The sequence below is a fragment of the Pseudaminobacter soli (ex Zhang et al. 2022) genome, assembly GCF_014595955.1.
In the GTDB taxonomy this organism is placed as follows: Bacteria; Pseudomonadota; Alphaproteobacteria; order Rhizobiales; family Rhizobiaceae; genus Kumtagia; species Kumtagia pseudosoli.
Map to the genome: position 1 here is coordinate 249,320 of NZ_JABVCF010000001.1, position 23,050 is coordinate 272,369.

Here is a 23,050-nt window from a genome sequence, read left to right on the forward strand (position 1 = left end):
GAGGTCCGCAAGGCCCGGATTTACCTCAGAAAACGATCGTCGAGACGCGGCGGAGCTGTCCCAGTTGAGTGGGGGCCGGCATAATGCGATCGGGAGCATCGGCAGCAGAAGCTGCTGTTGTGTCGCACTGAGGGTCAGTTTAGCATCAATCCCGTTCACTAGCGGAAGCAGATGCCATGCAGATCGGAAAGGCGTTGACGGCCACCACTGAAATCTGCACGGCATCGGCCGATGCCGTGGAAGTCCGCGGAAAGGATCTCTGCCGTGATCTCATGGGCCGGCTTAGTTTTACGGAATATTTCTACCTTCTTCTGACGGGTCGCGAACCGACCGAGAAACAGCGTTATTTTCTAGATCTCCTGCTGATCGCGATTGCCGAGCACGGCATCATGCCGACCGTACAGGCGGCGCGGATGACGCTCGCTGCCGATCCCCAGGCGTTGCAGGGCGCACTCGCCGCCGGGATACTCGGCTGCGGCCCGGTCCTGCTCGGCACCTCCGACCTCTGCGGCGCGCTGCTTGTGGAGGCGCGCAAGAGGGTCGACGCGGGTGAGGATGCGGATGAGGTCGCCCGGCAACTCGCGCGCGAAATCCGTGAATCCGGTGGCAAGGCGCCCGGCTTCGGCCATCCGGTGCACCGGCCGGTCGACCCGCGGGCCGAACGCATCCTCGAGCTTGCAGACCAGCACGGCGTCAGCGGCGTGCATGTCGACCTCGCACGGCGCATGCGCGACGCGGTTGCCGCGGTCTGGGGCAAGCCGCTGGTCATGAACGTCTCCATGACGATCGCGGCCGTCCTGCTCGACCTCGACTTTCCTCCCGCGATGATCAAGGCGATCCCGCTGCTTGCGCGCACGGGCGGACTGCTCGCCCACCTCGCAGAAGAACAGCAGAACCCCATCGGCTTCGTGCTTGCCGGCCATGCCGAAGCCGCCGTTTCGTATGTCCCCAAAACGTGAGCTGATCCATGTACGATCCGGAGGTGGAGACCCGCCCTTGGCCCGAGCAGGCCCTGCACGATGATGCGCAGTATCGACGGCAGGTCGGATATCTGCTCGCCCACTCTGCCTTCTACCAGGACAAGTTGAATCGTGCCGGTTTCGGCAGCCAATCCAAGATTGGTGGGCTGGACGCCATCTCGCGGCTCCCCTTTACCGAGAAAGCCGAGATCAAAGCCTCCACCGGCGAGGAGAACCCTATCGGCACCCATCTGGCCGTGCCGAGGGAACAGATCGTCCGCATCTTCTCCACCAGCGGCACGACTGGAACCCCGAGCTATATCCCGCTGACGGCGCAGGACCTCGACAACTGGCTCGTGGCGTCGGCCCGCAGCTATTCGGCATCGGGCATCGGTCCCGGCCAGGCGATCGTCTCCACCTATAATGCCGGACCCTTCGTGGCCGGCGCCGCGCTCGGCACATTCGATCGTATTGGCATGATCCATATCCCAGTCGGCACCGGCAACACCGAGCGGCTGATGATGGCAATCCGGCTTCTGAAGCCCGAGGCCGTGGTGATGACGCCGTCCTATGCCGCCCACTTGGCGGAATGGGCGGAGGAGCGGCGCTTCGATCTCAGGAACTCCAGCGTCAAGCGCGTGCTGGTCGCTGGCGAGCCGGGCGGCGGCGAGCCTGCGCTGCGCGCGCGCCTGGAAGAGGCGTGGGGCGCTAGAGTGACCGAGGCCATGGGCATCGGCGATATCGGCATCTCGCTGTGGGGGGAATGCGAGGAACAATGCGGCATGCACCTCGGCGCCCGGGGGTTTGTCCATGCCGAGTTGATTGATCCGGAAAGCGGCGAGCCGATCGCCATGGAAAACGGCGCCCAAGGCGAACTCGTTCTCACGCACCTGCGCCACCAGGCTGCGCCGCTGCTGCGCTTCCGAACCCGCGACCATGTCCAGGTGTGGACATCGCCCTGCCGGTGCGGCCGCACCGCCCCTCGGATCCGCTGCATCGGCCGCACCGACGACATGCTGCTCGTGCGCGGCGTGAACGTCTTTCCCACCGCAATCCGGGAGGTGGTGCATCAGTTCATGCCGGAGGTGAGCGGGATGATCCTGGTGAAGCCACGATCGGCTGGCGTGCGGCAGGAGCCGCCGGTGCCGGTTCTGGTGGAACTGGCCAAACATACCGTCGCCGGCCCGGAGCTCGCCGCGAGCATCCAGAAGCGAATCCGTGATGCGCTCGTCTTCACGCCAGAGATCGAACTGGTGCCCTGGGGCACGCTCCAGCGCAGCGAATACAAGTCGAAGCTCATTCAGCGATAGCCACGCAGGTCCGACGGGAGGATAGGCAAATGCGGAAGCTTCAGTCGCAGGGAGTCCACCACATCACGCTGGTCGGCGCCGACCGCCAGACCTCGATCGATTTCTGGGAGGGCGTGCTCGGCATGCCCTTCGTCTTCGAGCAGCCCAATCTCGACAGCGCCTCGGAAAGCCACCTCTACTTCGATCCCGGCGACGGGCGGTTGATCACCGTGTTCACGAATGACGAGCGCAAGCCCGATCCGAAGCGGACTCCGACCGACATCGGCTGCGTCCACCACATCGCCTTCGCGGTCTCGCGCGTCACCTTCCTGCAGGCGGTGGAACGGCTCAACCAGCGCGGGATCAAGCACAGCGGCGTCAAGGACCGCGGCTTCATGGATTCCATCTACTTCGAGGACCCGCTCGGGCTGTTGATCGAACTCGCCTCCTATCGATTCGAGCCGCCACACGGCTTCACGCATGCGGACGTGCTGATGGAGGCGCACAGGATCAGGGTCGAGCGCGGCGAGTACGCGATCGCCGAGATCCATTTGGCCGATGCGATTGAGACGCTCACCGCGCGGTCGCGGGCGACCCTTTCGCCGGACCGCGAGCCGAAGAACCCGTATTGAACCAACCAGGAGAGGAGACGACAGATGTCCGAGATCAAGCTCAACGTGATCAAGCCGAGCGTCAACAATCTGACGGTCCGAATTTTCCTGCGTGCCGCGGGGCTGGAGTTCAGCGAGCATGATGTCTACGGCCAGACGCGCAGCGCGGAATTCCTGGCGCGCAACCCTGCGCATCTCACGCCGATGCTCGAGGAAACCGGCCTACCCCGCGGCGCGCTGTGGGAGAGCTGCGCCATCATGCAGTATCTCTGCAACAAGCAGGGGCTGGACAGCTTCTACCCGAGGGATCCGGCCAAACGCGCCATGATCGACAGCGCCATGTTCTACCTCACCGGCACGCTCTATCCCTACCTCGCGCGCGCGACCTATCCCGCGCTCGGCTTCCCGCAATATCCCGGCGAAGTCGGTCACAGCGACGCCGACGCGGCCGCGAAGGAAGCCGCACGGCAGGCGGCCCTGGAGGCGGTCGCGGAGCCGCTTGCCGTTTTCGAGAAGTTCTACATCGGCGACGGCCCCTTCATCGGCGGCCAGAAACCTTCGATTGCCGACATCCGGCTTGCCGCCACGCTCGAATTCCTGGCCGTCATCGACTATCCGCTGCCGGCCTGGGCGAAGAAGTACATGGCGGCAATGGAGGAGGCCCTTGGCTCCGCCTACAGCGAGCCGGCGGCCGACGTGCGCGGCTATATTTCCTATGTGAAGTCCAAAGCTGCGTAGAACGGCTTAGCAAAGGAGCGGATCAGGCAGGCGCGGCCCAATCTCCGCCCCAATCTTAGTTGGAAAGAATATCCAAGCTCCATGAATGGAGCCCGACCAAGCCTTAAAAGGAGGTCTTCTCCCGTATCCAGGGGCATGGGAATCGGGAATGATCAGGCGCCGCCGCGACGTATAGACGCGAGGAGACCGTCATAGCTGCGCCGCATTTCGCATGACCACAACGACGAATAGAAGCGGGCTAAAGCAGCCTTAAAGAGGTGGGGGTAAAATGAAGTTCAGCAATACCGAGACCCTTGCGGTCGTTAAATGGATGGTGCGCACGCGGCTCCTGGAGACCCTTTGCGAGTTGGACCCGCGCGCCGCCTTCGACCGCAAGATTAAGGACGATTTCGCCGAACTCGTCGAAGCCGGAGCGATCGCCTTCGGCGAGGCGGTCTATGGCGACGGCGGCGTCGTGTCGGTCAGGCTGCACAGGGACCGGACGCGCTTCGTGTTCAGGGCCACCGTTGCAGACGGCCGCATAGAGATCGAGCGCCGGGCGGAATGCTTCTGATTCAAGAGGCGAGGAGGCATCGGTCTCCGCCTCGTCGAAAAGACTGGCGCGCATGGAAGTCGTCGCGCCTGACAGCCGTCAGCGCTTGGACAGCCACTTCTTCTCAATGCGGCAAACCATGGTGTAGGCCGGATCGAAGACATTGCCCACGTCGTAGCGGACCACCTGCCCCATGAGATGGCTCGCCGCCGCTGGGCTCAGCCCATAATCGCTGCACAGCCAGTTGAACATGTCGGTCGTCGCGTGCTGCAGCGCCTGGTCGAGCGGCCGCGCATTGCCGACCGAGTAGATTTCCGTCGCGCTCTCGCCGCGCGGCCAGACGAGCGCGCGGCCCTTCTCCACCGTCAGGCGCACCTCGACCTCGAAGCAGGTCTCGATCCCGGTGCCCACGATCTCGCCGTCTCCCTGCACCGCGTGGCAGTCGCCGAGGAAGAACAGTGCGCCTGGCACGGCCACGGGGAACCACACCGTGGCGCCTGGACCGAAGCCGCGATAGTCCATGTTGCCGCCATTCTCGGCACTGGTCGCTGTCGAGAAGGCCTGCCCGAGGGCGGGCGCCACGCCGAAGCATCCGATCATGGGCTGCAGCGGCAGCACGAAGTTCTCGAGGCCAGGCACCGGTGGGTCAGGCGTGACAGTCAGTGCGTCGCGGTCAATCCGCCAGATCGTCTTGTCCCGCGGGGGCAGACCGCGGACGAATTCCGGATCAACGACGTTCCCGGCGAGAGCCGCGCGGGTCCAGCCCGTGTCGCTGATCGGCGTCATGCGCAGGATCTCGACCTTCAGCGCATCCCCCGGTTCGGCGCCGGTCACGAAGATCGGGCCGTTCATGGGATTCGGCTCGGGCGCGCGGTGCACGCCATCCTTGTCGAAGCCGTGGGAGTCGATGGTTTCGGTAATCACCGAATCGCCGGAGGCGACGGTCAGGGCGGGAGGCAAGGTGCCCAGCACATTGTGCCAATGACTCGCGCGGAAATGATGCTTTGTCATGGCTGAATGAGTAGCCGCCCGCCGCAGGCGCGACAAGCTCACATGGCGCTGTGGTGATTTGGGCCAGTCGGCGGCTGACTGGCCTCTTCTCGCCACCTTTGGCACATCACAGTGCCACTAAGACAAGGGCGTAGCCTCGTTACGCCTTCAGGCAGCGGCGCGGCTGGGGCTCTCGTCCGGTAAACCATCGAAGTCGATGGTGAAGCCGCGGCCAATGGCGGCCACCGCCACCAGGTCGGCCAGTTCCCGATCGGACAAATGACAGTGAGGCGCCACCATCCTGATAGCCTTGATCGCGCCCGCCACGGAGAGTGGGTTCGATTTGTTGCGTCGGGTGTCCACGTAGTGGGTGATGATCTGGAGGAGTGTCATTGATCCTCTCCCGTTCCCGTCCAGCAATTGGGCTCTCTTTCAGGATGCCGGCCAACAACCAAAGTTAGCATTGCGAAAAATCAAAAAAGCGCTCGCTCGAAGCCTTTTCAGGGTATGCCTGCACGATGACGCGCAAGTGACGAGACCGCGACCGTCCTGTTGTCTTGATGTGTTGCGATGCAGATCGCCGGCTGCCATGGTCAGGCCCGCGGAGTGAAACGAAAGCCGTCTTTCAGCGGTTTTCACTTGAAGGCCCGCCCCGGCAGTGTCACATGACTGCTTGACCCGGCAAGCCACCCATTCGACTTAACCCCTCATGAGTTCATGGTGACCTATCTCGACGCAGATCTCGCGCCCACGCGAAACACCGGCCAGATAAAGCTCTACGGCCCCGAGGCGTTCGAAGGCATGCGCAACGCCTGCGCGCTCACGGCGCGCTGCCTCGACGAACTCGCTCCGATCGTGAAGCCCGGCGTCCCGACGGAGACCATTGACCGCTTCGTGTTCGAGTTCGGGATGGACCATGGCGCCGTTCCGGCGACGCTGAACTATCGCGGCTACACCAGGGCCGTCTGTACCTCGATCAACCATGTCGTTTGCCACGGCATTCCCGATGCCAAACCGCTGCGCGAGGGAGACATCGTCAATATCGACGTCACCTACATTCTTGACGGCTGGCACGGCGATTCCAGCCGGATGTATCCAGTGGGCACGATCAAGCGGGCCGCTGAGCGCCTGCTCGAGGTCACGCATGAGTGCCTGATGCGCGGTGTAGCGGCGGTCCGCCCCGGCGCCAGAACCGGCGCGATCGGCGCTGCGATCCAGAGCTATGCCGAGAAGGAGCGCTGCTCGGTCGTGCGCGACTTCTGCGGCCATGGGGTCGGGCGCTTGTTCCACGATGCCCCGAACATTCTGCACTACGGCAGCGCCAATGAGGGCGTCGAGATGCGGCCTGGGATGATTTTCACCATCGAGCCGATGATCAATCTCGGCCGGCCGCACGTGAAGGTGCTCTCCGACGGCTGGACCGCGGTGACCCGCGACCGGTCGCTGTCTGCCCAGTACGAGCACACGGTCGGCGTGACCGACGATGGCTGCGAGGTCTTCACCTTCTCGCCTGCGGGCCTCGACCGTCCTGGCCTGCCAGGCTGACCGTCGAACAAGCCTCTTTGCTTTCGTCCGGCTTGCGATAGACTTCCGCCCATCGGTGGGGCGGGGCTTCCATTCGGAAGCCCACGAGGGCGCGGCATGGCTGCAGACGAGAACGACGAGCGAGGTTTCTTTCTCGAACAGCCGGTGGTCCTCGGCAAAGCCCCTTCTCGTCCAGCCAAGCCTACCCGGATAGCCGAAAAGCCCCATCAAGCCGGTCATCGCGACAGGCTGCGGCAGCGCTTTCGCGGGGCGGGGCCTGCAGCGCTTGCCGACTACGAATTGCTCGAGCTGCTGCTGTTCCGGTCGATACCGCGCGCCGACACGAAGGCGCGCGCCAAGGCGCTGCTCAAACGTTTCGGCTCGCTTGCCGAAGTGCTCGGCGCGCCGGAGCATCTGCTTCGGGAGGTCGAGGACGTAGGCGAGGCGGCTGCGCTGGATCTCAGGATCGTCGCGGCGGTTGCCCAGCGCATGGGGCGCAGCGAGATCAAGGGCCGGGAACTGCTCTCCTCCTGGAACCAGGTGATCGACTATTGCCGCAGCGCCATGGCGTTCGAGGAGCGCGAGCAGTTCCGAATCCTGTTCCTGGACAAAAAGAACGGCCTGATTGCCGACGAGGTTCAGCAGACCGGGACCGTCGACCACACACCCGTCTACCCGCGCGAAGTGGTGCGGCGCGCGCTTGAGCTCTCCGCCACGGCGATCATCCTCGTTCACAATCACCCGTCGGGCGATCCCACGCCGTCTCGGGCCGACATCGATATGACAAAGACCATCATCGACTCGGCCAAGCCGCTTGGGATCGGCGTTCACGACCACATCATCATCGGCAAGAAGGGTTATGCCAGCATGAAGGGCCTGCTGCTGATCTGATGCCACCCAACAGGGCCAGGACGCTCCCATCCCGGGCAGAGGATAGAATGAACGACCTCGATCAGAACTCGGAAGCTACCACCCTGCGCCGCCTGAATCCCGCCGGTATTCGCCCGCCTTTCGCCCGCTACAGCCACGGTGTGGAGATCCCGGCGGGCAAGCGCCTGGTCCTCTGCTCGGGGCAACTCGGTATCCAGGCGGACGAGACCATTCCCGAAGACGCCGGTGCGCAGGCAGAGATCTGCTTCGCAAACATAGCGGCGATCCTCGAGGAGGCCGGCATGTGTCTGGCGAACGTGGTGCGGATCAACGCCTACGTGACGGATCGGGCCCACATGCGCCCCTACATGGACGTGCGAGATCGCCTTTTCGGCGAGCCCGGACCGGCCTCCACGCTAATGATCGTGTCCGGCTTTACCCGGCCGGAGTTCAAGGTCGAGGTGGAAGTAATCGCCGCCGAATAGGCTGACTACTCAGTCGAAGGCTCCGATCAGCAGCAAGATTGCCCCGAGGACGAAGAGGGCGATACCTGGCCAGTTCACCTGCAAGCCGAGAAAGCGCACGCCGCGCTGGGCAGGTTCGAGCGTATCGGTCGGCAGCCTGGAGCGCGAAGATCCGGGACCGCTGAGTTGCCCGCGCCAGATGGCGGCGCCGGCCATGAAGACGAGGCCTGCGAACATGAAGGCCGCACCGAGCAGAATGTAGGCCATTCTTGCCTCCCGTTGCCCCCGGTTGGCGTGCCACCATTCTTAATCTAGCGCCCGGCGCAGATCGGAGAAAGCCGTCCCGATACCCTTACAATGGATGCGGCGCTGGCATATCACTCGGCAGCGAAATTCCGACAGCTGAACGAGGTCTGCCGTGACGAAACAGGGACGAAGGGTCTGGTGGGGCGACTATGCCACCACCGAATACGCCTCGATCGATCCGGAAGAGACGATCGCCGTACTTCCGGTGGCCGCTATCGAACAGCACGGCCCGCACCTGCCGGTCTCGACCGACACGACAATCATGCAGGGAATGCTGGAGACCGTCATCGTGCGATTGCCTGACGATCTCGACATTCGCATTCTTCCCGTGCAGGCGGTTGGAAAATCCAATGAGCACGTGCATGCGCCCGGCACGCTGACCCTGCCACCCTCGGTGCTGATCGACGCCTGGACCGAGATCGGCGCTTCTGTCGCACGCGTAGGTGTCAGGAAGCTGGTGGTGGTCAATTCGCACGGCGGCAACGAGGAGATCATGGGCATCGTCACCCGCGAATTGCGGGTGCGCTTCGACATGATGGCCGTGAAGACCAGTTGGCAGCGCTTCGGCCGGCCTGCCGGCATGTACCCCGAACTGGAGGACCGCCACGGCATCCACGGCGGCGATGTGGAAACCTCGCTGATGCTCCACTTCCGGCCGGATCTGGTCGACATGACCAAGGCCGAGAATTTCGTGTCGAACGTCGCCCGCGCCGAGAGCGAATTCGAACTTCTCCGGCAGACGGGTACCCATGCCTTCGCCTGGATCGCCAGCGATCTTAATCCGCACGGCGTCGTCGGCAACGCCGCAGCGGCGACCGCAGAAAAGGGCCGGCTCACCGCCGAACACCAGGCCAACGGATTCATTCGGCTGCTGCGCGAGATTCGCGCCGCTTCCCTCGCCGACTACATCACCTGAGGCAAGCTTAGGTCAGATGTCGAAGCGCAGGCAGAAGGGCACGCACTCGGACGCCTCGGCGCCGCGGCCGATCGACTGGATGGCTTCGACCATCCTGTTGTTTCGGTCGAGCATCTGGTCCGCAAGGGCGATCATGCGCCCGTTCGGGGTGGCGGACGGGGACTGCTCCCGCAAATGCCGGGCAAGTTGGAATTCGTCGCGCTCGGGGGCGAGCGCAGCGGCGATGATATAGGCCGAGGCAGTCGAACGGCTGATGCCGGCAAAGCAGTGGACGAGCAGCGGCTTGCGTCGGTCCCACCGGCGGCCGAAGTCCAGCAGCGCGCTCACATGCTCTTCGGCTGGCAGCGTAAGCCCTTCCCACGGCTCGACGATGTCGTGCAGGGCGAGATAGAGGTGGCGCTCGGCCACGATCGAGGACGGGCGTGTCACCTCGGTCCCCTCGGCAAGCAGGGATAGCATCCACTCCGCCCCGGTTTCCCTCGCCGTCTCATCGATCTTCGACAGCGGGCATACGTAAATCACGAGACAATCTCCTTCAGTGTTCCGGGGGATTTTGCAGCGCTCCACGCGGCAAGACCATCCTCCAATCGTCGCCATCCGGCCTCGTCGGCAGGCAGGCCGCAGCGCAGCGCCTGCAAGTTCCAGGCGAAACGGCGCAGCAATATGCCGCGTTCCCCGAGCGAACCGAACAATGCTTCCGTATCAGGCGTTTGAAAGAAGCGGTAGAGGCTGGTCCCGCCTGAGATGGTGATGCCGAAGCGGGCAAACAGTGCATCCAGGCGAGCGCTTTCGTCGGCTAGCCGTCCCCGCATGCTCTCGTGCCATTCGAGATCGCCCAACGCCCGGAGGGCGATCTCCAGCGCTGGGCCGCTGACTGCCCACGGGCCAAGTTGCGAGGCCAAGGCGGCGGCGATTCGCGGCTCAGCCAGCGCAAAGCCTAGCCGCACGCCGGCGAGCCCGAAGAATTTTCCTAACGAGCGCAGGACCACAAGACCGCGCCTATCCGCATCTCCCGCGATGCTTTCTCCGGCAGGTCCGACATCCATGAAGGCCTCGTCAACGATCAGCAGGCCGCCTCGCTGGCGCAATTGCTCGGCAAGGCGAAGCAATTCCACCCGGGGCACGATGCGGCCGTCCGGATTGTTCGGATTCACCACGACCGCGAGATCCGCATCCGCCAGGGCGTCGAAGCTCTCGACCTCCTCGACCGCATGGCCCGCCAAGCGCGCGGCGCGGGCGTGCTCGGCATAGGTCGGGCCCAGCACCTTCGCCCGTCCGGGCCGCACGAGGCTCATCACATAGGGCAGCAGAATCTGCGTCCCCGGCGCCGCAACCACGTTCTGCGGGCCGGGAGCCAAATAGGCGCGCGCGGCGACCCCACACAGATCCGTCACCAGATCGGGTTCTGGAAGACGCGTGAATGCGGTGGCAGGCAGATCGAAAAGCGGATAGGAGTGCGGGTTGATCCCGGTTGAAAGGTCGATCCAAGGCTCGGGCGCATGCGGGAATAGCAGGCGCGCGTTGCCCAGGCTGCCACCGTGGTCCTTCACCTCTCCGATCCTCTCGGCCGCGTCAGGCTGCATGTCCGCTCCGCTCACCCTCCTGTCCCTCATCATCGAACTGGCGCTCGGTTATCCCGACCGGCTCGTGCGTGCAATCGGCCATCCGGTCATCTGGATCGGCCATCTCATCTCATGGCTCGATCGCAGCCTCAATCGCGCGACCGTCTCCGACACATCCCGGCGCATTCTCGGATGCGTCGCGCTAGTTCTGCTGGTGGGCATCCCCGCCCTGATCGCCTTCGGGATCGAGGCGCTTCTCCTGAACCTGTCGTTCGGGATAGTGATCGTCGCACTGCTCGCCAGTTCCCTCATTGCCCAACGCAGCCTCGCCGAGCACGTGCGCGCCGTTGCCGATGCCTTCGACAGCGGCGGCCTGAGTGCAGGTCGCGCTGCCGTTTCCCGGATTGTCGGCCGCGACCCCGAGCGCCTCGACGAAGCCGGCGTCTGCCGAGCAGCGATCGAAAGCCTCGCGGAGAATTTTTCGGACGGGGTGGTCGCACCGACTTTCTGGCTGCTGGTCGGGGGACTGCCGGGAGTGGTCGCCTACAAGGCCGCGAATACGGCCGATTCCATGATCGGTCACAAGACTCCCCGGCACCAAGCCTTCGGATGGGCAGCAGCACGCTTCGACGATCTCATCAACCTCCCGGCCTCCCGTCTCACGGCCCCGCTGGTGATCGCGGCAGCCTGCTTCGTTCCTGGCGCAAGCCCCTCCAATGCCTGGCGCGCCGTTCTACGTGACGCTAGGCACCACCGCTCGCCCAATGCAGGCTGGCCGGAATCAGCGGTCGCGGGGGCGCTCGGCCTGGCCCTGGCGGGCCCGCGCGTCTATGACGGCGTGACGGTCGAGGATGCGGTCATGGGCCAAGGCGGCCGGCGCGAGGCAAAACCCTCGGACATCCGCGCTGCCCTCAAATTGTACTGGGTCGCCGACATATTGATGATCGGCCTGACCGCAGTGATCGCGGTGCTAGTGCTTCTCGTGTGGTAAAAAACGCCACCTGCACCTTGTGCCGGTTAGCCGGTTTCGCGGGGCCATGAAATAGCGCCTGAGTTGGAAGGGCTTTGATGAACCTGCGGCTTACCCGGCTGGACAAGCTCTATTACCGGCTCCAGGCCCAGCATGTCTGCCTCAACTGGGCCGCTACGGAAATTGCCCCGATGTCCGGCGTTGTCTTCGAGCTGGGCCTGGGGCACGGACGGACATACGACCATCTGCGAACCCGCCTGCCCGACCGCGAGATCCACGTTTTCGACCGCGAGGTGGACTGCATCGCCGATTGCACGCCACCCGACGATCGGCTCTGGCTGGGCGATGTCGATAAGACGCTGGCAGCCGCGCAGGAGCGGTTCGGCGGCCGGGTGGTGCTGCTTCACGCCGACCTCGGCACCTACGAGGCGGAGCGGAATGAGGTGATCAAGGAGATTCTGCGCAGGCGCGTACCGCCGCTGCTTGCGCCGGGAGCGATCGTGCTCTCCGACCTCCCCCTGGTCCTGGAAGGCGCGTCGCCGTTGCCGCTGCCGGATGGCGCGCGCGAGGGCCGGTATTTCCTCTATCGGAGAAGCAGTTCTTCCTGAGCGATCGCCTAGAACTCTATGCCCTGCTGGGCCTTCACGCCGGCGGCGAAATGATGCTTTGTCGCACCCATCTCGGTGACGAGATCGGCGGCCTCGACCAGCGCCGGCTTGGCGTTGCGCCCAGTGACCACGACATGCAGGTCTTCGCGTCTTCCCTTGAGCGCCGCCACCACCGCATCGACGTCGAGATAGTCGTAGCGCAGCGCGATGTTCAGCTCATCGAGGATGACAAGGCTGATGGACGGGTCCGCCATGAGCTCCAGAGCCTTAGCCCATGCTGCTTCGGCTGCGGCGATGTCGCGCTTCAGATCCTGCGTTTCCCAGGTGAAGCCTTCACCCATCGAATGCCAGGCCACCTTGTCGCCGAAAGCGGCGAAAGCGGCTCGTTCGCCGGTGTGCCAGGCGCCCTTCACGAACTGCACGACGCCGACGCGCTTCCCGTAGCCCAGCATCCGCAATGCAAGGCCGAAGGCGGCCGTGGTCTTGCCCTTGCCGGGCCCGGTGTTGACGATCAGCAGACCCTTCTGCTCGATCGTCTTGCCGGCAACTTCCGCGTCCTGGACGGCCTTTCGCTTGGCCATCTTGGCCTTGTGGCGCTCCGCTTCCTGATCATCGACAGGTTTCATGTCATTTCACCCGCATTGGCAGGCCGGCCACCACGAACAGGACGCTGTCGGCGACTGCCGCAACCTGCTGATTGAGCCGTCCAGCCGCGTCCCGGAAACGCCGGGCGAGCGGATTGTCCGGCACGATGCCCAGCCCGACCTCATTGGAGACAACGAACCAAGGGCCGCGCGGCTTTGCAAGCACCGCAGCGAGCCTCGCGCATTCGGCCTCGACATCATTCTCCGCCAGCATCTGGTTCGAGAGCCACAGCGTCAGGCAATCCACTAGCACCGGAGTTCCTGTGGGCATGGTCTCCAGCGCACCCGCTAGATCGAGCGGAGCCTCGATCGTGCTCCAGCCCTTATCACGGCGAGACTGATGCAGGGAAATGCGCCCCCGCATCTCGCCGTCGAAGGCCTGCGCCGTCGCGACATAGATCCACGGCGCGGGGAACCCGGTAACGAGCTGCTCGGCGTGCGTGCTCTTTCCAGAGCGTGCGCCGCCGAGCAGAAAGGTCAGGGTGACTCGATCAGGCAAGCTGGTCGCGCAGGTTTCCTGCACGGCCGATCAGGCGTTGCCGGAGTACACCGGCAAGGCCCCCGAGGAGAACCCAGAACACCAGGCTGGTCAGCGTAGCAGCGATCACGAAGTCGCGGTGAAGCTCAACCGGCACCGGGGATTCGTGGCTTGCCGGCTGCGGAGCACCGATCAGATGCGGCGCCACGATGAGGGCGAGCCCCACGAGCGACAGCACCACCGTTCCGCGGAAAGCAATCAGGGCAAGTCCTGCGGCGGTGGCCGCTACGGTCGCAAGCCACCAGAACTGCCGGCCTTCGAGTTCGGCGGCAGGCATACCAGGAAGCTCCGGCGGAAGGCCGAGGCCGGGCGCCAGAGTGAACACCGCAAAACCTGCGAAGCCCCACGCGGCCCCGACGCGCCAGCTGGAAATCCCACCGGCGAACTCGGAAACCGCGACCAGGAGCAACGCAAAGCCTACACCGCTCACGATGTTGGCCAGGGCCGTGTAGGTAAACCGCTCGGTGCCGTCGGCAGGCGCCCAGCCGTCCCCGTGATCATGACCGTCCGAATGGCTGTGGCCATGCGAGTGGCTCGCATCGGCGGCACCAGCAGAGGCGCTATGGTCGTGATCATGAACCGGTTCAGCCGATTCGTAGGTCTCGGCCTTGAGGATCAGCGGAACGGTGAACCATGCCTGAAGGCCCGTCATCACCAGGCTCGCCAATAGCCCCGCCAGCGCCGCGACGAACACGACGTTGCGAAAGAGGGTCATATCACTGAGCGATCAGTGGCAGGGGAATGCCATCGAGTGGCGATAGTCGTGCGCGGCGTTGTGCGCGGCCTCGAGCGGCGAAAAGCCGACGAAACCGACGATGAAGATGCCGAGCAGGGCCGCCAGCGCGAGCTGCATTGCGCGCGACGTGCTGGAAGCCTGGATACCGAGTGAAGTCGTGTTCATTCGAAAAGTCCTTCCGCCCTCCCTCCGAGGGCCCTTGAATTCATACCGGTCGCCGGCAGGTCTCCTGGCTCGCGGGTTCTTGCCCGTCCCCGCCTTCCCGAGGCAAATGCCCCAGTGGCTATTCGGGGGTGGGCTCTCCGCTCACAGTTGCGGGGGCAGCCGCGGCTTTGGGAGGGACCCGCACCGCATTCCCTGTTGGTCCCATCGGAACCGACGACACCGCCACCATAGGGGCAAACGCGATTCTGGGCAAACCAAATCCCGGCACCAAAGGACGAGATTGCGACGGCGGGGGTCCTGCTTTGCGACGGGTTGACAAAGCCGCCCCTGCGGTATCCGCTGCCTCCCACGGAGGAGTCCATGTCACGGGAACAGGTAGTTTCGGAGCGCTACAACGGTCTTGTCGCAGCGGAGCCGACGCTTCCTTCCGCAGCCTACTGGGACCCGGCCGAGTACCAGAAAGACCTTGAGGCGATCTGGTACCGCAACTGGATTCTCGTTTGCCGCGAGGCGGATCTCGCCAGCCCGCTCGCCTTCAGGACCTTTGCTATCGGGGACCAGCAGGTAGTTGTCCTGCGAGACGATCACGGCGCGTTGCGCGCCTTCCACAACACATGCCGGCATCGCGGATCGCAGCTTTGCCGCGAGACGGAGGGGCGGCTCAAGGCCAGGCTGCTCACCTGCCCCTATCACGCCTGGTCATACGATCTGCGCGGCAATCTCGTGCGCGTGCCGTCCAAGGTGCTGCCCGAAGGTTTCGACAAGTCCGACTACCCGCTCTATCCGGTGGCGCTGTCGACCTGGAGGGGATTCGTTTTCGTCAACCTCGCCGAAGCCCCGGCAGGATCCGCTCTCCCCAGCTTCGATCCTCAGTCGGCGGACCTGTTGAACTGGCCGCTTGAAGACCTGGTCACCGGGCACGTCCTAACCAAGGTCGTGGAGTGCAACTGGAAGGTGTTCTGGGAGAACTTCAACGAATGCCTGCATTGCCCCGGCGTGCATAAGCATTTGTCGGCGCTGGTACCGATCTACGGGCGCGGGTTCATGGCCCGACATGACGATCCCGAATGGGAACTGCATGCCGACAACGACGAACCGCAATATTCGGGCGGGCTGCGCAACGGCGCCGAGACCTGGTCCTCCGACGGTCAGGCGATGAAGCACCGGTTTCCCGGGTTGACCGCCGCGGAACGGGCCGCCGGCCAGAATTACGCGATGAACCTGCCGTCGATGTTCATCGTCGGGCATGTCGATTATGTCCGCACCGTCCGGCTCGTGCCGCTCGGACCGGAACGGACTGAATTGACCGCCGAATGGCTCTTCCTGCCCGAAGCGCTCTCCGACGCGGAGGCGGAGATCGACAACATCGTCTCCTTCGGGACGACCGTTTTGGAGGAGGATGCCGCGATCTGCGAGGTCAATCAGAAGGGGCTTCGCGCGCGCCCGCACAGGCAGGGCGTACTGATGCCGGAGGAATATGATCTCCACCGCTTCCATGAGTGGGTGCGCGACGCCCATAAGCGCGCCGGACCGCCTCATCAGGGGTAGTGCCGATCCCTCCCGCCGGCCAAGTCTGGCAGTGCCGTCGCACGCGATTCCGAAATCGCCGCATGCGTAGAGCGCGCTAGGCCCAGGCTTGGACATTCGACATCTGGCTCACCGTGCGGAATGGGCAAACTTGCTTCGGTTTGGTGCCGCCGCATGATAGGGCGGGCGCTTCCGATTGGTGAACGGCGCGCATGCATCCAGACCAGAAAATCGACCCCAGGGCCGTTACCGGCAGGCTGCAGGCCGTTGACCTTGCCCGCGGCCTCGCTCTGGTCGCGATGGCAATCTATCATTTCACCTGGGATCTCGAATTCTTCGGCTATGTGCCACCCGGCATGACCGGGGTCGGCGGCTGGAAGATATTTGCGCGCTGCATTGCCGCGAGTTTCCTGTTTCTCGTGGGTGTCAGCCTGGTGCTGGCACATGGCCGAGGCATACGTTGGCACGGTTTCTGGCGCCGGCTGGCGATGGTAGGCGGGGCGGCGCTCGCCATCTCCGCCGCAACCTACCTCGCAATGCCGGAGACGTTCATCTTCTTCGGCATCCTGCACCAGATCGCCCTCGCGAGCGTGCTGGGCCTTGCATTCCTCCGGCTGCCGCCTGTCATCACCATTCTCGTGGCTGCCGGAATAGTTGCCGCCCCATTCCTGCTGCGGTCCGAGGTCTTCGATCACCCTGCCCTGTGGTGGGTCGGCCTCTCCGCCACTATCCCAAGGTCCAACGATTACGTGCCGCTGTTTCCCTGGTTCGGGCCTGTCTTGATCGGGGTCGCCGTGGGAAGGCTCGGTCTCATCACCGGCGTCTTTGCCCGGCTGGCGGAGCTCCGTTTCGGCTCTCCCTTCCGCCCGCTGTTCTTCATCGGGCGTCACAGCCTCGCCTTCTACCTCGTCCACCAGCCCGTCCTGATCGGCTCGCTCTGGCTCTTCTCGCAACTCTTGCCGGCGCAGGCGCTCACAGACGACGACCGGCTCCGCTACTCCTGCCAGGCGACCTGCCAACAAACCCAAGACGAAAGCTTCTGCACGCGTTATTGTAACTGCATGCGCGACGAACTGGATGCGAGCGGCGACCTGCCAAAGCTCTTTCAGGGCAGAGAGGACCCTGCATTGCGCGACAGGATCAGCGGGCTCGCAGGGCTCTGCACGAGCCGGGCCGAAGAAGGCGTCCTCGAGGACACGGCGCCATGAACAGCACAGCGGCACCCAACCGTTTCGCCTGGCCGCCGCTTATCTATCTCGCGGCGATCATCGCCGGAATCGCGCTCACCGTCGTCTATCCCCTGCCCTGGATCACCGCACCGCTCTCCGATATACTGTTTGCCGCAGGCTGGCTGCTGGTCTTCAGTGGGTTTGCCCTCAATATCTCAGCCCTGCGGACGCTTCGACGCGCCAACACCACGATGCGGCCCGACCGGCCGAGCGATCACCTTGTCACCTCCGGCCCATTCTCCTTCACGCGCAATCCGATCTATCTCGGCAATACCATGCTGACGATCGGAATCGGACTCGTCACCGAGAGCCTATGGTTTCTGCTCTTTGCGCTGATTGCGGCCTTCGCCACCCAGAAACTCGCGATCGAGGGGGAGGAACGGCATCTCGAGGCCAAGTTCGGCAAGAAGTACCGCGACTATCGCGCCCGGATAAGGCGCTGGATCTGAGTCCCCCTCAACGGATTGACGGCGCAGGTGACCTCCACCAATTGGTCTAGGGTGGGCGAATATCGTGCTGCGCCCCCATCGGCAGAGCGTACACCCGGACGGGGGCTGCCGTCACGTCACCCTTGCCCGCGGAAAACCGCTGCTACGTGCTCACACCAAGCTCGGCGAGCCGCTCGACGCAGGATTCCTCGGCCTGGTCCAGTTCAGCCAAAGTTTCTTCAAGGTCCCTGCGCTTCTGACGGAGGTCTTCCTTCTTCTCGTTAATGCGCGCGATCAGCAGCTTAAGCTGCCCCACTTCGCCCGGCGGCTCCTTATACATCTGGATGATCTCGCGGATCTCTGCGATCGAGAAGCCGAGGCGCTTTCCCCGCAGGATCAGCCGCACGAGGTGACGGTCCGACGGGCGGAAAAGCCGGGTGCGCCCACGGCGAGCCGGGTGGATAAGCCCTTCGTCCTCGTAGAAACGCAGTGTGCGGGTGGATATGTCGAATTCACGGGTGAGTTCCGTGATCGAGTAGTACTCTCGCATGGGGTTCGCGCGATCTCCTGTCCGGAAAAGACCTCCCACGCACTTACGTAAAAGTCAAACAGGGTGGCATGTGCAGGCGCCGCGCCGAAGCAAATGAAGCGCCAGCTTTCTCTGCCGTGGTCGTAGCCTTCGTCCTGAAACAAGTTCCGTTTCGCCCTCCTGCCCGTTCAGGCTGAGATGTCGGCAAATGTATCTGTAACATAGCTTTTGATAGCGTCGACGCTCCGACCAGCCGGCAAGCATTATTGCCAGTTCTTATTCCTGGGTGCTACGACCAAAATAGTCACAATTTCCGGGTAGGGAATCAGTGAAACCAAAGGTTGACTTCTTCGTCATCGGACCCGCACGCTGCGGCACATCAAGTCTTTATAGGGCGTTCGGTCGACATCCCAGCATTTACGCACCTCGAGTGAAGGAGCCCCGCTTCTTCGACAAGAACTGGGAAAAGGGCTGGGATTGGTATGGCGAGAACTACGCCGAAGCCACCCCAGACATGATCACAGGCGACTTCTCGCCGAGCTACGCAACTGCATCAAGCCATACGCCAGCCCGCCGCATCAGCCAAGCGTATCCACACGCCAAAATTATACACCTGATCCGCAATCCTATTGATTGCGCGATTTCCAATTGGCGTATGGCGGCCGAACTGCAGGGCCAAGCAATTCCGTTCATGCAGTCGCTGCACGACTGGGGTGCCGTGGTCCTCAATCGGGCCCTCTTTTACAGCCAGATTTCGAAATACCGCGACTTTTTTCCAGACAATCAGATCAGGGTTGTTCCGCTGGTGGAGCGGAGTAAGGACCGCAAGCTTTTAGCGGAACTGCAGGAGTTCCTAGGTGTGGAGCACAAACCAATAAAGGTTCCGAAGGTCAGCCAGTCAGATAACCACACCGACCGACCAGGTAAGCCGCCCGTTTCAGAGCAGGACCGCCGCGCCTTCATCGATCTCGTATTCGAGGATGCTGCGGCGATTCTCCGTTACGCTGACCTCGCCACTGACTTCTGGGATCTCTCACCGGGTTACCGAGGTTGGGGCGGTACGCCTGTCTGAATCGCATTGCTGGACTCAGCTTTAGCGCAAAGGCGAGCCATGCTGCGTGAACCAATGTTTACCAACTCTCGCAGACCAAATCAGCGGTTCAGCAGGATGTGCCGGTATGTCCGCTCGAGCGCCGTTGCCAGCAGCAGGAGAATTGCGCCGAGCCAGATCACATAATTTACGCTCAAAAGAGGCTCGTAGGTCAAATAAATAGCCGTTCGAAGCATCTCGACACAGTGAAGAACGGGATTCCAAGCGAGGATGTTCTGTATAGCCGGTGGCATCAGGATTGGAACGTAGAAGACGCCACTGCAAAGAAGCAACGGCAGGCGAAGAATGCTCCAGACTTTTGACCACATCAAAAATGGATTCGACATGACAGCGTTGAAGTATCCGACGCAGAAAGCGAGCCACATTGGCAGCAGGAACGCGGCAACCACCCGCTCTGGATGATACAATACCTTGTGCTCGATGAAGACATTGGCCAGCGCGAAGAAGGCGGCCCATACGAAAAGTGCGATGCCCATTTCGAGCGTGGCGCGCCCCAGAACCAGATCGATGGGCTTCACCGGAGGGTAGGTCAGCAATGCCTTGTTCGCCGAGATGGCATTCAAGAGTTGTCCAGCCATGGACGTGAAGGCTCTGACCACCAACAGGCCGGACACCATGAACAGTGCGGCGCTCTCTCCGAACGGGGAATTCCTCCCGAGGAACATTCGCACCAGAACCACGGCCAGCGTGAAAAGGACTGGCTCCATGACGATCCAGAACAGGCCGATTCGGTTGCGCCCGACCCGGGTCTTCAATTCACGGATGATGACGGCAATGATGACCCTTCCCATGACGCCAAGCTGCGCCCGAAGGGTGAATGCCTGAATATGCTGCATGTCCGGGTTCATAGGCTACATTTGTACCGCTGCACAATAGCTTTAGACTCATTGGAGTTCAGATGAAGGCCGAAAGTCCACTTGCCTCGATCAGGTGTCTTCTCGAGCAATCAGAGACTGATTTCCAGACAGTGGATTCCGTTTACGCCGAATTAGCCAGGATGTTCGCGGTGCAACAGGATGCTACCGCCGAATGGCTACTGGAGACACTCTTTCGAAGGCATTCTAACCTCTATCTCATACATTATCTCCAGGCTCTTGCGCTGGAGTACGTCACTGCCAGGGAGTCATCGTGGCAGGGAGAGCGAGGGCGCACAGTCTATGGTATTCCGCGTCTGCTTGCCTACGACCCGCAACGTCTGGAGACTCCGCTACTAGACATCCGCGAACGCAATCTGGAGATGTACGGCCAGATGCCTCACCTCTGGATGATGGACGGCTCCGTACATTTCCTACGAGGCGATCTAGAACTCGCACGGAAAGCCTTCAAATACGCAGCCGAGCTTGCCGATCGGCAAGATCGACCCCTGCAACGAATGTACCTCGGCGCTTACTCTGTCGAAGCCCACAAGAGCGAAACCCCTCCCCCGAGTTCGGAGCATGCCTCCTTCGCCATGCACCGACGCCATGACTTCCCCGTTACGATTCTGATAGGGGCTGACATGGTGTACCTGCGTAACTTCGCCCCTCGGATGGTAGAGAGCGTCGACGGCAAAGGCGTTGGCATCCACTTCCATGTCATCAATCCAGAACACGATGTGGATACCATCGTGCCTGGATTTGCCGGACTGAGCACCGAATCCATCTAGTGGACCAACAAGACCGACGTGACGTGGTATACGCTCCTCCGGTTCGCTCGTGCACGGATCATTCAGGAGACATACCGAACCCCGCTCTTGATCGGAGACATCGACGGTTCTTATCGATTTGACGCAGCCTTCATAGAAAGGACTGCCTCGCAGGCGGACCTCACCTTCAATTCGCACCTGGGACCCGCCTCCCATGTACCTTGGCGGATGCTACGAGGCAGTGGCACCGTCATCGCGGACACCGCAGCCGGCTCTCGGTTCTTACGCCTGCTGGAGAGCTATATCCTGAGCCGCTTTCCCATGGGGAAATATCCTCGAACATGGTGGTTCGACCAACTCGCCATCTTCGACTGCGCCATCGAGTCGAAAGCAGTTGGCGCGACACTCGACATCTTTAATAGACCCCCGATAGCGTCGGATAATAGTGCGGCAACAAGAGCGCTGAAACGATCCGCGAGACGGCAAAAGAAATCGTCATGAATTCGGGCGAGATCCTTGCGACCATCGGTTCAGCCGTTGCCGACGCAAACGCGCGCGCACTGGAGAGCCCTCCCCTGCTTCAGGGATAGGCGCTAAAAATTACGAATCATGCTGGAAAGGCTAGTCGACTTTCAGATGGTGCGGTCGAGAAGACTCGAACTTCCACGGGTTGCCCCACAGCGACCTCAACGCTGCGCGTCTACCAATTCCGCCACGACCGCACGTCACGAAAGGGCCGGTCCAAGCCGGCCAGCGCGATTTAGCAAATCGGTTTCCGGGAAACAAGGGCGGCGAAGGGGAATTCCCACGGAAGCGAGATACCGCATGGGAAGGTGCGCACAGGAGCCGGATAGGCAGCCCATAATGCTCCGCTAAAGAAATGCGTCACGTCGGCCATGTCGCACCGCGGTGAAGCCGTTCGGGGGCTCTGCCAGCTTGTGCTGCCTGCTCGCCCACGCTGCACTCTTCGCGCAACCGGCGGCGGCCTGCGATTCGTTTGCTGGACGTCCTACTCCGACGCATCCATATGAGATCTGACCGGAGTTCTCATGCAGCGTAGCGAAACAGCACGATCCTTCCTGCCCGCCCCGGGCTCTGCCCCTGTCACGTGGCGGGTCGAGCCAGGACTGACGCCCTATGATCAGGCGCTCGAGTTCATGGAACTGAGGGCCGCCGCGATTCGCGACGGCAGCGCCGACGAACTCGTCTGGCTGGTCGAGCATCCTCCGCTCTACACCGCCGGCACCAGCGCGCGGCGCGAGGATCTCGTCGAGCCCGACCGATTCCCCGTCTTCGATGCCGGCCGCGGCGGCGAGTACACCTATCACGGGCCCGGTCAGCGCGTAGCCTATGTCATGCTCGATCTGAAACGGCGGCGCGAGGACGTGCGGGCCTTCGTCGCCGCGCTTGAGGATTGGATCATTGCCGCCCTCGCCTCGTTCAACATCCGAGGCGAGAGGCGCGAGGATCGGGTCGGCGTCTGGGTAGTCCGTCCCGGCCGCCCGCCACAGCCGAACGGGGCTCCGGCGGAAGACAAGATCGCCGCAATCGGCATACGGCTGCGCCGCTGGGTGAGCTTTCACGGCATCGCGGTGAATGTCGAGCCGGACCTGTCGCATTTCTCCGGCATCGTGCCCTGCGGCATAAGCGGGCATGGCGTGACCAGCCTCGTGGACCTCGGCCTGCCAGTGACGATGTCCGACTTCGACGTCGCCCTAAAGGCGTCGTTCGAGAAGGTATTCGGGCCGGTCGCCTAGCTCCGCCGCCATCAGAGAGCGCCGATCCAGAGCGCCAGCGTGATCAAAAAGGTGCTCATGGAAACGAGCGACAGCACGTCCTGAATGAAATGGGTCATCTTTTCCCTCCATCGCGTTTGTTCCTATTTTGTTCTCATTTGAATCAAAGTCAACCCTGGCGACGCCGCTGACGTTGCCGGCCGGGCAAATGGTTAGGGAAAGCTAAAGGTCGCACCCGCGCATAGGCCGGGTAGCGCGCATGCGCTCGGTTCGTTCGATCACTGCCGTGTTGCGGGCTGCGTCGCTTGCGCTTCGTCCGGCTCGACAGAGCCTTCGGGCTGCGCTTGTCGCCGGCCGGCTTCGGACGTTTCTCGCCGTTCTGGTATAGGGAATCAAACTCCACGTCCTTCAGTCCCTCCCAGTCCTGCCCATCGATAGGAGTCG

General features: G+C 62.9%; 28 protein-coding genes, 1 tRNA gene and 1 riboswitch. Of the genes, 17 read left to right on the forward strand and 12 right to left on the reverse strand.

What is annotated here, in order from left to right; genetic code table 11:
* Positions 1-176: 176 nt before the first annotated feature.
* The 5 genes from HUI96_RS01195 to HUI96_RS01215 all read left to right on the forward strand — a co-directional run bounded on the left by HUI96_RS01195 (position 177) and on the right by HUI96_RS01215 (position 4,150).
* The gene (locus HUI96_RS01195; RefSeq protein ID WP_188252798.1) at positions 177-959 is read left to right on the forward strand and encodes a citryl-CoA lyase; all 783 of its coding nucleotides are present in this window, start codon (positions 177-179) and stop codon (positions 957-959) included.
* 8 nt (positions 960-967) lie between these two features.
* Positions 968-2,269 carry a phenylacetate--CoA ligase family protein gene (locus HUI96_RS01200; RefSeq protein ID WP_188252799.1) on the forward strand — a complete coding sequence of 434 codons (1,302 nt, stop codon included), beginning with the start codon at positions 968-970 and terminating at the stop codon, positions 2,267-2,269.
* A 29-nt stretch (positions 2,270-2,298) separates the two neighbouring features.
* Positions 2,299-2,880 (forward strand): VOC family protein, encoded by a 582-nt coding sequence (locus tag HUI96_RS01205; protein ID WP_188252800.1) that lies wholly within the window; start codon positions 2,299-2,301, stop codon positions 2,878-2,880.
* Positions 2,881-2,904: 24 nt separating this feature from the next.
* Positions 2,905-3,597: a glutathione S-transferase family protein gene (locus HUI96_RS01210; RefSeq protein ID WP_188252801.1), complete on the forward strand. Its 693-nt coding sequence runs from the start codon at positions 2,905-2,907 to the stop codon at positions 3,595-3,597.
* 268 nt (positions 3,598-3,865) lie between these two features.
* Positions 3,866-4,150 carry a hypothetical protein gene (locus HUI96_RS01215; RefSeq protein WP_188252802.1) on the forward strand — a complete coding sequence of 95 codons (285 nt, stop codon included), beginning with the start codon at positions 3,866-3,868 and terminating at the stop codon, positions 4,148-4,150.
* Between the two features lie 78 nt (positions 4,151-4,228).
* On the opposite strand, the gene HUI96_RS01220 is transcribed toward HUI96_RS01215, so the two are convergent.
* Positions 4,229-5,140: an acetamidase/formamidase family protein gene (locus HUI96_RS01220; protein WP_188252803.1), complete on the reverse strand. Its 912-nt coding sequence runs from the start codon at positions 5,138-5,140 to the stop codon at positions 4,229-4,231.
* A gap of 147 nt (positions 5,141-5,287) precedes the next feature.
* On the reverse strand, positions 5,288-5,512 hold the full coding sequence (locus HUI96_RS01225) for a hypothetical protein (protein ID WP_188252804.1): 225 nt from the start codon (positions 5,510-5,512) through the stop codon (positions 5,288-5,290).
* Between the two features lie 324 nt (positions 5,513-5,836).
* Between HUI96_RS01225 and map the strand changes: the two genes are divergently transcribed.
* The 3 genes from map (at position 5,837) to HUI96_RS01240 (ending at position 7,998) form a co-directional block, all read left to right on the forward strand.
* Positions 5,837-6,664: a type I methionyl aminopeptidase gene (gene map, locus HUI96_RS01230; RefSeq protein WP_188252805.1), complete on the forward strand. Its 828-nt coding sequence runs from the start codon at positions 5,837-5,839 to the stop codon at positions 6,662-6,664.
* A 96-nt stretch (positions 6,665-6,760) separates the two neighbouring features.
* Positions 6,761-7,534, forward strand: a complete 774-nt coding sequence (gene radC, locus HUI96_RS01235; protein ID WP_188252806.1) for a RadC family protein — start codon at positions 6,761-6,763, stop codon at positions 7,532-7,534.
* 47 nt (positions 7,535-7,581) lie between these two features.
* Positions 7,582-7,998, forward strand: coding sequence for a RidA family protein (locus HUI96_RS01240; RefSeq protein WP_188252807.1), 417 nt, complete (start codon positions 7,582-7,584; stop codon positions 7,996-7,998).
* A gap of 9 nt (positions 7,999-8,007) precedes the next feature.
* Here the strand turns inward: HUI96_RS01240 and HUI96_RS01245 are convergent, their stop codons facing one another.
* Positions 8,008-8,244: a hypothetical protein gene (locus tag HUI96_RS01245; protein ID WP_188252808.1), complete on the reverse strand. Its 237-nt coding sequence runs from the start codon at positions 8,242-8,244 to the stop codon at positions 8,008-8,010.
* Between the two features lie 151 nt (positions 8,245-8,395).
* Between HUI96_RS01245 and HUI96_RS01250 the strand changes: the two genes are divergently transcribed.
* Positions 8,396-9,199 carry a creatininase family protein gene (locus tag HUI96_RS01250; RefSeq protein WP_188252809.1) on the forward strand — a complete coding sequence of 268 codons (804 nt, stop codon included), beginning with the start codon at positions 8,396-8,398 and terminating at the stop codon, positions 9,197-9,199.
* A 12-nt stretch (positions 9,200-9,211) separates the two neighbouring features.
* Here the strand turns inward: HUI96_RS01250 and HUI96_RS01255 are convergent, their stop codons facing one another.
* Complete coding sequence (locus tag HUI96_RS01255; protein ID WP_188252810.1) at positions 9,212-9,721, reverse strand: protein-tyrosine phosphatase family protein; 510 nt, start codon at positions 9,719-9,721, stop codon at positions 9,212-9,214.
* Positions 9,718-10,782: a threonine-phosphate decarboxylase CobD gene (cobD, locus tag HUI96_RS01260; protein ID WP_188252811.1), complete on the reverse strand. Its 1,065-nt coding sequence runs from the start codon at positions 10,780-10,782 to the stop codon at positions 9,718-9,720. The genes HUI96_RS01255 and cobD overlap by 4 nt, the downstream gene beginning before the upstream one ends.
* On the opposite strand from cobD, the gene cbiB reads away from it, so the two are divergent.
* The gene (gene cbiB, locus HUI96_RS01265; protein ID WP_188252812.1) at positions 10,781-11,752 is read left to right on the forward strand and encodes an adenosylcobinamide-phosphate synthase CbiB; all 972 of its coding nucleotides are present in this window, start codon (positions 10,781-10,783) and stop codon (positions 11,750-11,752) included. The genes cobD and cbiB overlap by 2 nt on opposite strands.
* Positions 11,753-11,829: 77 nt before the next feature.
* Positions 11,830-12,339 (forward strand): class I SAM-dependent methyltransferase, encoded by a 510-nt coding sequence (locus HUI96_RS01270; RefSeq protein WP_188252813.1) that lies wholly within the window; start codon positions 11,830-11,832, stop codon positions 12,337-12,339.
* A gap of 8 nt (positions 12,340-12,347) precedes the next feature.
* Here the strand turns inward: HUI96_RS01270 and cobO are convergent, their stop codons facing one another.
* The 4 genes from cobO to HUI96_RS01290 are packed head-to-tail and all read right to left on the reverse strand — an operon-like array spanning position 12,348 to position 14,422.
* Entirely contained in the window at positions 12,348-12,965 is a 618-nt protein-coding gene (gene cobO, locus HUI96_RS01275) for a cob(I)yrinic acid a,c-diamide adenosyltransferase (protein ID WP_188252814.1), read from the reverse strand.
* 1 nt (position 12,966) lies between these two features.
* Positions 12,967-13,482 (reverse strand): bifunctional adenosylcobinamide kinase/adenosylcobinamide-phosphate guanylyltransferase, encoded by a 516-nt coding sequence (gene cobU / locus HUI96_RS01280; protein ID WP_188252815.1) that lies wholly within the window; start codon positions 13,480-13,482, stop codon positions 12,967-12,969.
* Complete coding sequence (locus HUI96_RS01285) at positions 13,475-14,236, reverse strand: CbtA family protein (RefSeq protein WP_188252816.1); 762 nt, start codon at positions 14,234-14,236, stop codon at positions 13,475-13,477. The genes cobU and HUI96_RS01285 overlap by 8 nt, the downstream gene beginning before the upstream one ends.
* 12 nt (positions 14,237-14,248) lie before the next feature.
* Positions 14,249-14,422 (reverse strand): CbtB domain-containing protein, encoded by a 174-nt coding sequence (locus HUI96_RS01290; RefSeq protein ID WP_188252817.1) that lies wholly within the window; start codon positions 14,420-14,422, stop codon positions 14,249-14,251.
* Between the two features lie 37 nt (positions 14,423-14,459).
* A riboswitch (cobalamin riboswitch) is annotated at positions 14,460-14,652 on the reverse strand.
* Between the two features lie 130 nt (positions 14,653-14,782).
* Between HUI96_RS01290 and HUI96_RS01295 the strand changes: the two genes are divergently transcribed.
* The 3 genes from HUI96_RS01295 to HUI96_RS01305 all read left to right on the forward strand — a co-directional run bounded on the left by HUI96_RS01295 (position 14,783) and on the right by HUI96_RS01305 (position 17,627).
* Positions 14,783-15,970 carry an aromatic ring-hydroxylating oxygenase subunit alpha gene (locus tag HUI96_RS01295; protein ID WP_188252818.1) on the forward strand — a complete coding sequence of 396 codons (1,188 nt, stop codon included), beginning with the start codon at positions 14,783-14,785 and terminating at the stop codon, positions 15,968-15,970.
* Positions 15,971-16,161: 191 nt separating this feature from the next.
* Complete coding sequence (locus HUI96_RS01300) at positions 16,162-17,157, forward strand: DUF1624 domain-containing protein (protein WP_188252819.1); 996 nt, start codon at positions 16,162-16,164, stop codon at positions 17,155-17,157.
* A complete protein-coding gene (locus HUI96_RS01305; RefSeq protein ID WP_188252820.1) occupies positions 17,154-17,627 on the forward strand; it encodes a methyltransferase family protein in 474 nt (157 codons plus the stop codon). Before HUI96_RS01300 ends, HUI96_RS01305 begins: the two co-directional genes overlap by 4 nt.
* 142 nt (positions 17,628-17,769) lie before the next feature.
* Here HUI96_RS01305 and HUI96_RS01310 read toward each other — a convergent pair whose 3' ends face one another.
* Positions 17,770-18,156 carry a MerR family transcriptional regulator gene (locus tag HUI96_RS01310; RefSeq protein ID WP_188252821.1) on the reverse strand — a complete coding sequence of 129 codons (387 nt, stop codon included), beginning with the start codon at positions 18,154-18,156 and terminating at the stop codon, positions 17,770-17,772.
* Between the two features lie 307 nt (positions 18,157-18,463).
* Here HUI96_RS01310 and HUI96_RS01315 point away from each other — a divergent pair, with 307 nt between their 5' ends.
* Positions 18,464-19,207 (forward strand): sulfotransferase domain-containing protein, encoded by a 744-nt coding sequence (locus tag HUI96_RS01315; RefSeq protein ID WP_188252822.1) that lies wholly within the window; start codon positions 18,464-18,466, stop codon positions 19,205-19,207.
* An 80-nt stretch (positions 19,208-19,287) separates the two neighbouring features.
* Here the strand turns inward: HUI96_RS01315 and HUI96_RS01320 are convergent, their stop codons facing one another.
* On the reverse strand, positions 19,288-20,082 hold the full coding sequence (locus HUI96_RS01320; RefSeq protein WP_188252823.1) for an ABC transporter permease: 795 nt from the start codon (positions 20,080-20,082) through the stop codon (positions 19,288-19,290).
* Positions 20,083-20,144: 62 nt separating this feature from the next.
* Here HUI96_RS01320 and HUI96_RS01325 point away from each other — a divergent pair, with 62 nt between their 5' ends.
* Complete coding sequence (locus tag HUI96_RS01325; protein WP_188252824.1) at positions 20,145-20,891, forward strand: hypothetical protein; 747 nt, start codon at positions 20,145-20,147, stop codon at positions 20,889-20,891.
* A 616-nt stretch (positions 20,892-21,507) separates the two neighbouring features.
* Here HUI96_RS01325 and HUI96_RS01330 read toward each other — a convergent pair.
* Positions 21,508-21,592: transfer RNA gene (locus HUI96_RS01330), tRNA-Leu, on the reverse strand.
* A 327-nt stretch (positions 21,593-21,919) separates the two neighbouring features.
* Here HUI96_RS01330 and lipB point away from each other — a divergent pair.
* A complete protein-coding gene (gene lipB, locus HUI96_RS01335) occupies positions 21,920-22,627 on the forward strand; it encodes a lipoyl(octanoyl) transferase LipB (RefSeq protein WP_188252825.1) in 708 nt (235 codons plus the stop codon).
* The last annotated feature ends 423 nt before the right edge of the window (positions 22,628-23,050 follow it).

Excerpts from the sequence above, each read along its gene's own strand:
- HUI96_RS01210 (WP_188252801.1), top strand. The coding sequence starts at position 2,905 with ATGTCCGAGATCAAGCTCAACGTGATCAAGCCGAGCGTCAACAATCTG.
- HUI96_RS01300 (WP_188252819.1), top strand. The coding sequence starts at position 16,162 with ATGCATCCAGACCAGAAAATCGACCCCAGGGCCGTTACCGGCAGGCTG.
- HUI96_RS01200 (WP_188252799.1), top strand. The coding sequence starts at position 968 with ATGTACGATCCGGAGGTGGAGACCCGCCCTTGGCCCGAGCAGGCCCTG.
- HUI96_RS01295 (WP_188252818.1), top strand. The coding sequence starts at position 14,783 with ATGTCACGGGAACAGGTAGTTTCGGAGCGCTACAACGGTCTTGTCGCA.
- HUI96_RS01215 (WP_188252802.1), top strand. The coding sequence starts at position 3,866 with ATGAAGTTCAGCAATACCGAGACCCTTGCGGTCGTTAAATGGATGGTG.
- HUI96_RS01240 (WP_188252807.1), top strand. The coding sequence starts at position 7,582 with ATGAACGACCTCGATCAGAACTCGGAAGCTACCACCCTGCGCCGCCTG.
- HUI96_RS01310 (WP_188252821.1), bottom strand. The coding sequence starts at position 18,156 with ATGCGAGAGTACTACTCGATCACGGAACTCACCCGTGAATTCGACATA.
- HUI96_RS01225 (WP_188252804.1), bottom strand. The coding sequence starts at position 5,512 with ATGACACTCCTCCAGATCATCACCCACTACGTGGACACCCGACGCAAC.
- HUI96_RS01270 (WP_188252813.1), top strand. The coding sequence starts at position 11,830 with ATGAACCTGCGGCTTACCCGGCTGGACAAGCTCTATTACCGGCTCCAG.
- map (WP_188252805.1), top strand. The coding sequence starts at position 5,837 with ATGGTGACCTATCTCGACGCAGATCTCGCGCCCACGCGAAACACCGGC.
- cobD (WP_188252811.1), bottom strand. The coding sequence starts at position 10,782 with ATGCAGCCTGACGCGGCCGAGAGGATCGGAGAGGTGAAGGACCACGGT.
- lipB (WP_188252825.1), top strand. The coding sequence starts at position 21,920 with ATGCAGCGTAGCGAAACAGCACGATCCTTCCTGCCCGCCCCGGGCTCT.
- HUI96_RS01320 (WP_188252823.1), bottom strand. The coding sequence starts at position 20,082 with ATGCAGCATATTCAGGCATTCACCCTTCGGGCGCAGCTTGGCGTCATG.
- HUI96_RS01220 (WP_188252803.1), bottom strand. The coding sequence starts at position 5,140 with ATGACAAAGCATCATTTCCGCGCGAGTCATTGGCACAATGTGCTGGGC.
- cbiB (WP_188252812.1), top strand. The coding sequence starts at position 10,781 with ATGTCCGCTCCGCTCACCCTCCTGTCCCTCATCATCGAACTGGCGCTC.
- HUI96_RS01245 (WP_188252808.1), bottom strand. The coding sequence starts at position 8,244 with ATGGCCTACATTCTGCTCGGTGCGGCCTTCATGTTCGCAGGCCTCGTC.
- radC (WP_188252806.1), top strand. The coding sequence starts at position 6,761 with ATGGCTGCAGACGAGAACGACGAGCGAGGTTTCTTTCTCGAACAGCCG.
- HUI96_RS01305 (WP_188252820.1), top strand. The coding sequence starts at position 17,154 with ATGAACAGCACAGCGGCACCCAACCGTTTCGCCTGGCCGCCGCTTATC.
- cobO (WP_188252814.1), bottom strand. The coding sequence starts at position 12,965 with ATGAAACCTGTCGATGATCAGGAAGCGGAGCGCCACAAGGCCAAGATG.
- HUI96_RS01325 (WP_188252824.1), top strand. The coding sequence starts at position 20,145 with ATGAAGGCCGAAAGTCCACTTGCCTCGATCAGGTGTCTTCTCGAGCAA.
- HUI96_RS01205 (WP_188252800.1), top strand. The coding sequence starts at position 2,299 with ATGCGGAAGCTTCAGTCGCAGGGAGTCCACCACATCACGCTGGTCGGC.
- HUI96_RS01195 (WP_188252798.1), top strand. The coding sequence starts at position 177 with ATGCAGATCGGAAAGGCGTTGACGGCCACCACTGAAATCTGCACGGCA.
- HUI96_RS01290 (WP_188252817.1), bottom strand. The coding sequence starts at position 14,422 with ATGAACACGACTTCACTCGGTATCCAGGCTTCCAGCACGTCGCGCGCA.
- HUI96_RS01285 (WP_188252816.1), bottom strand. The coding sequence starts at position 14,236 with ATGACCCTCTTTCGCAACGTCGTGTTCGTCGCGGCGCTGGCGGGGCTA.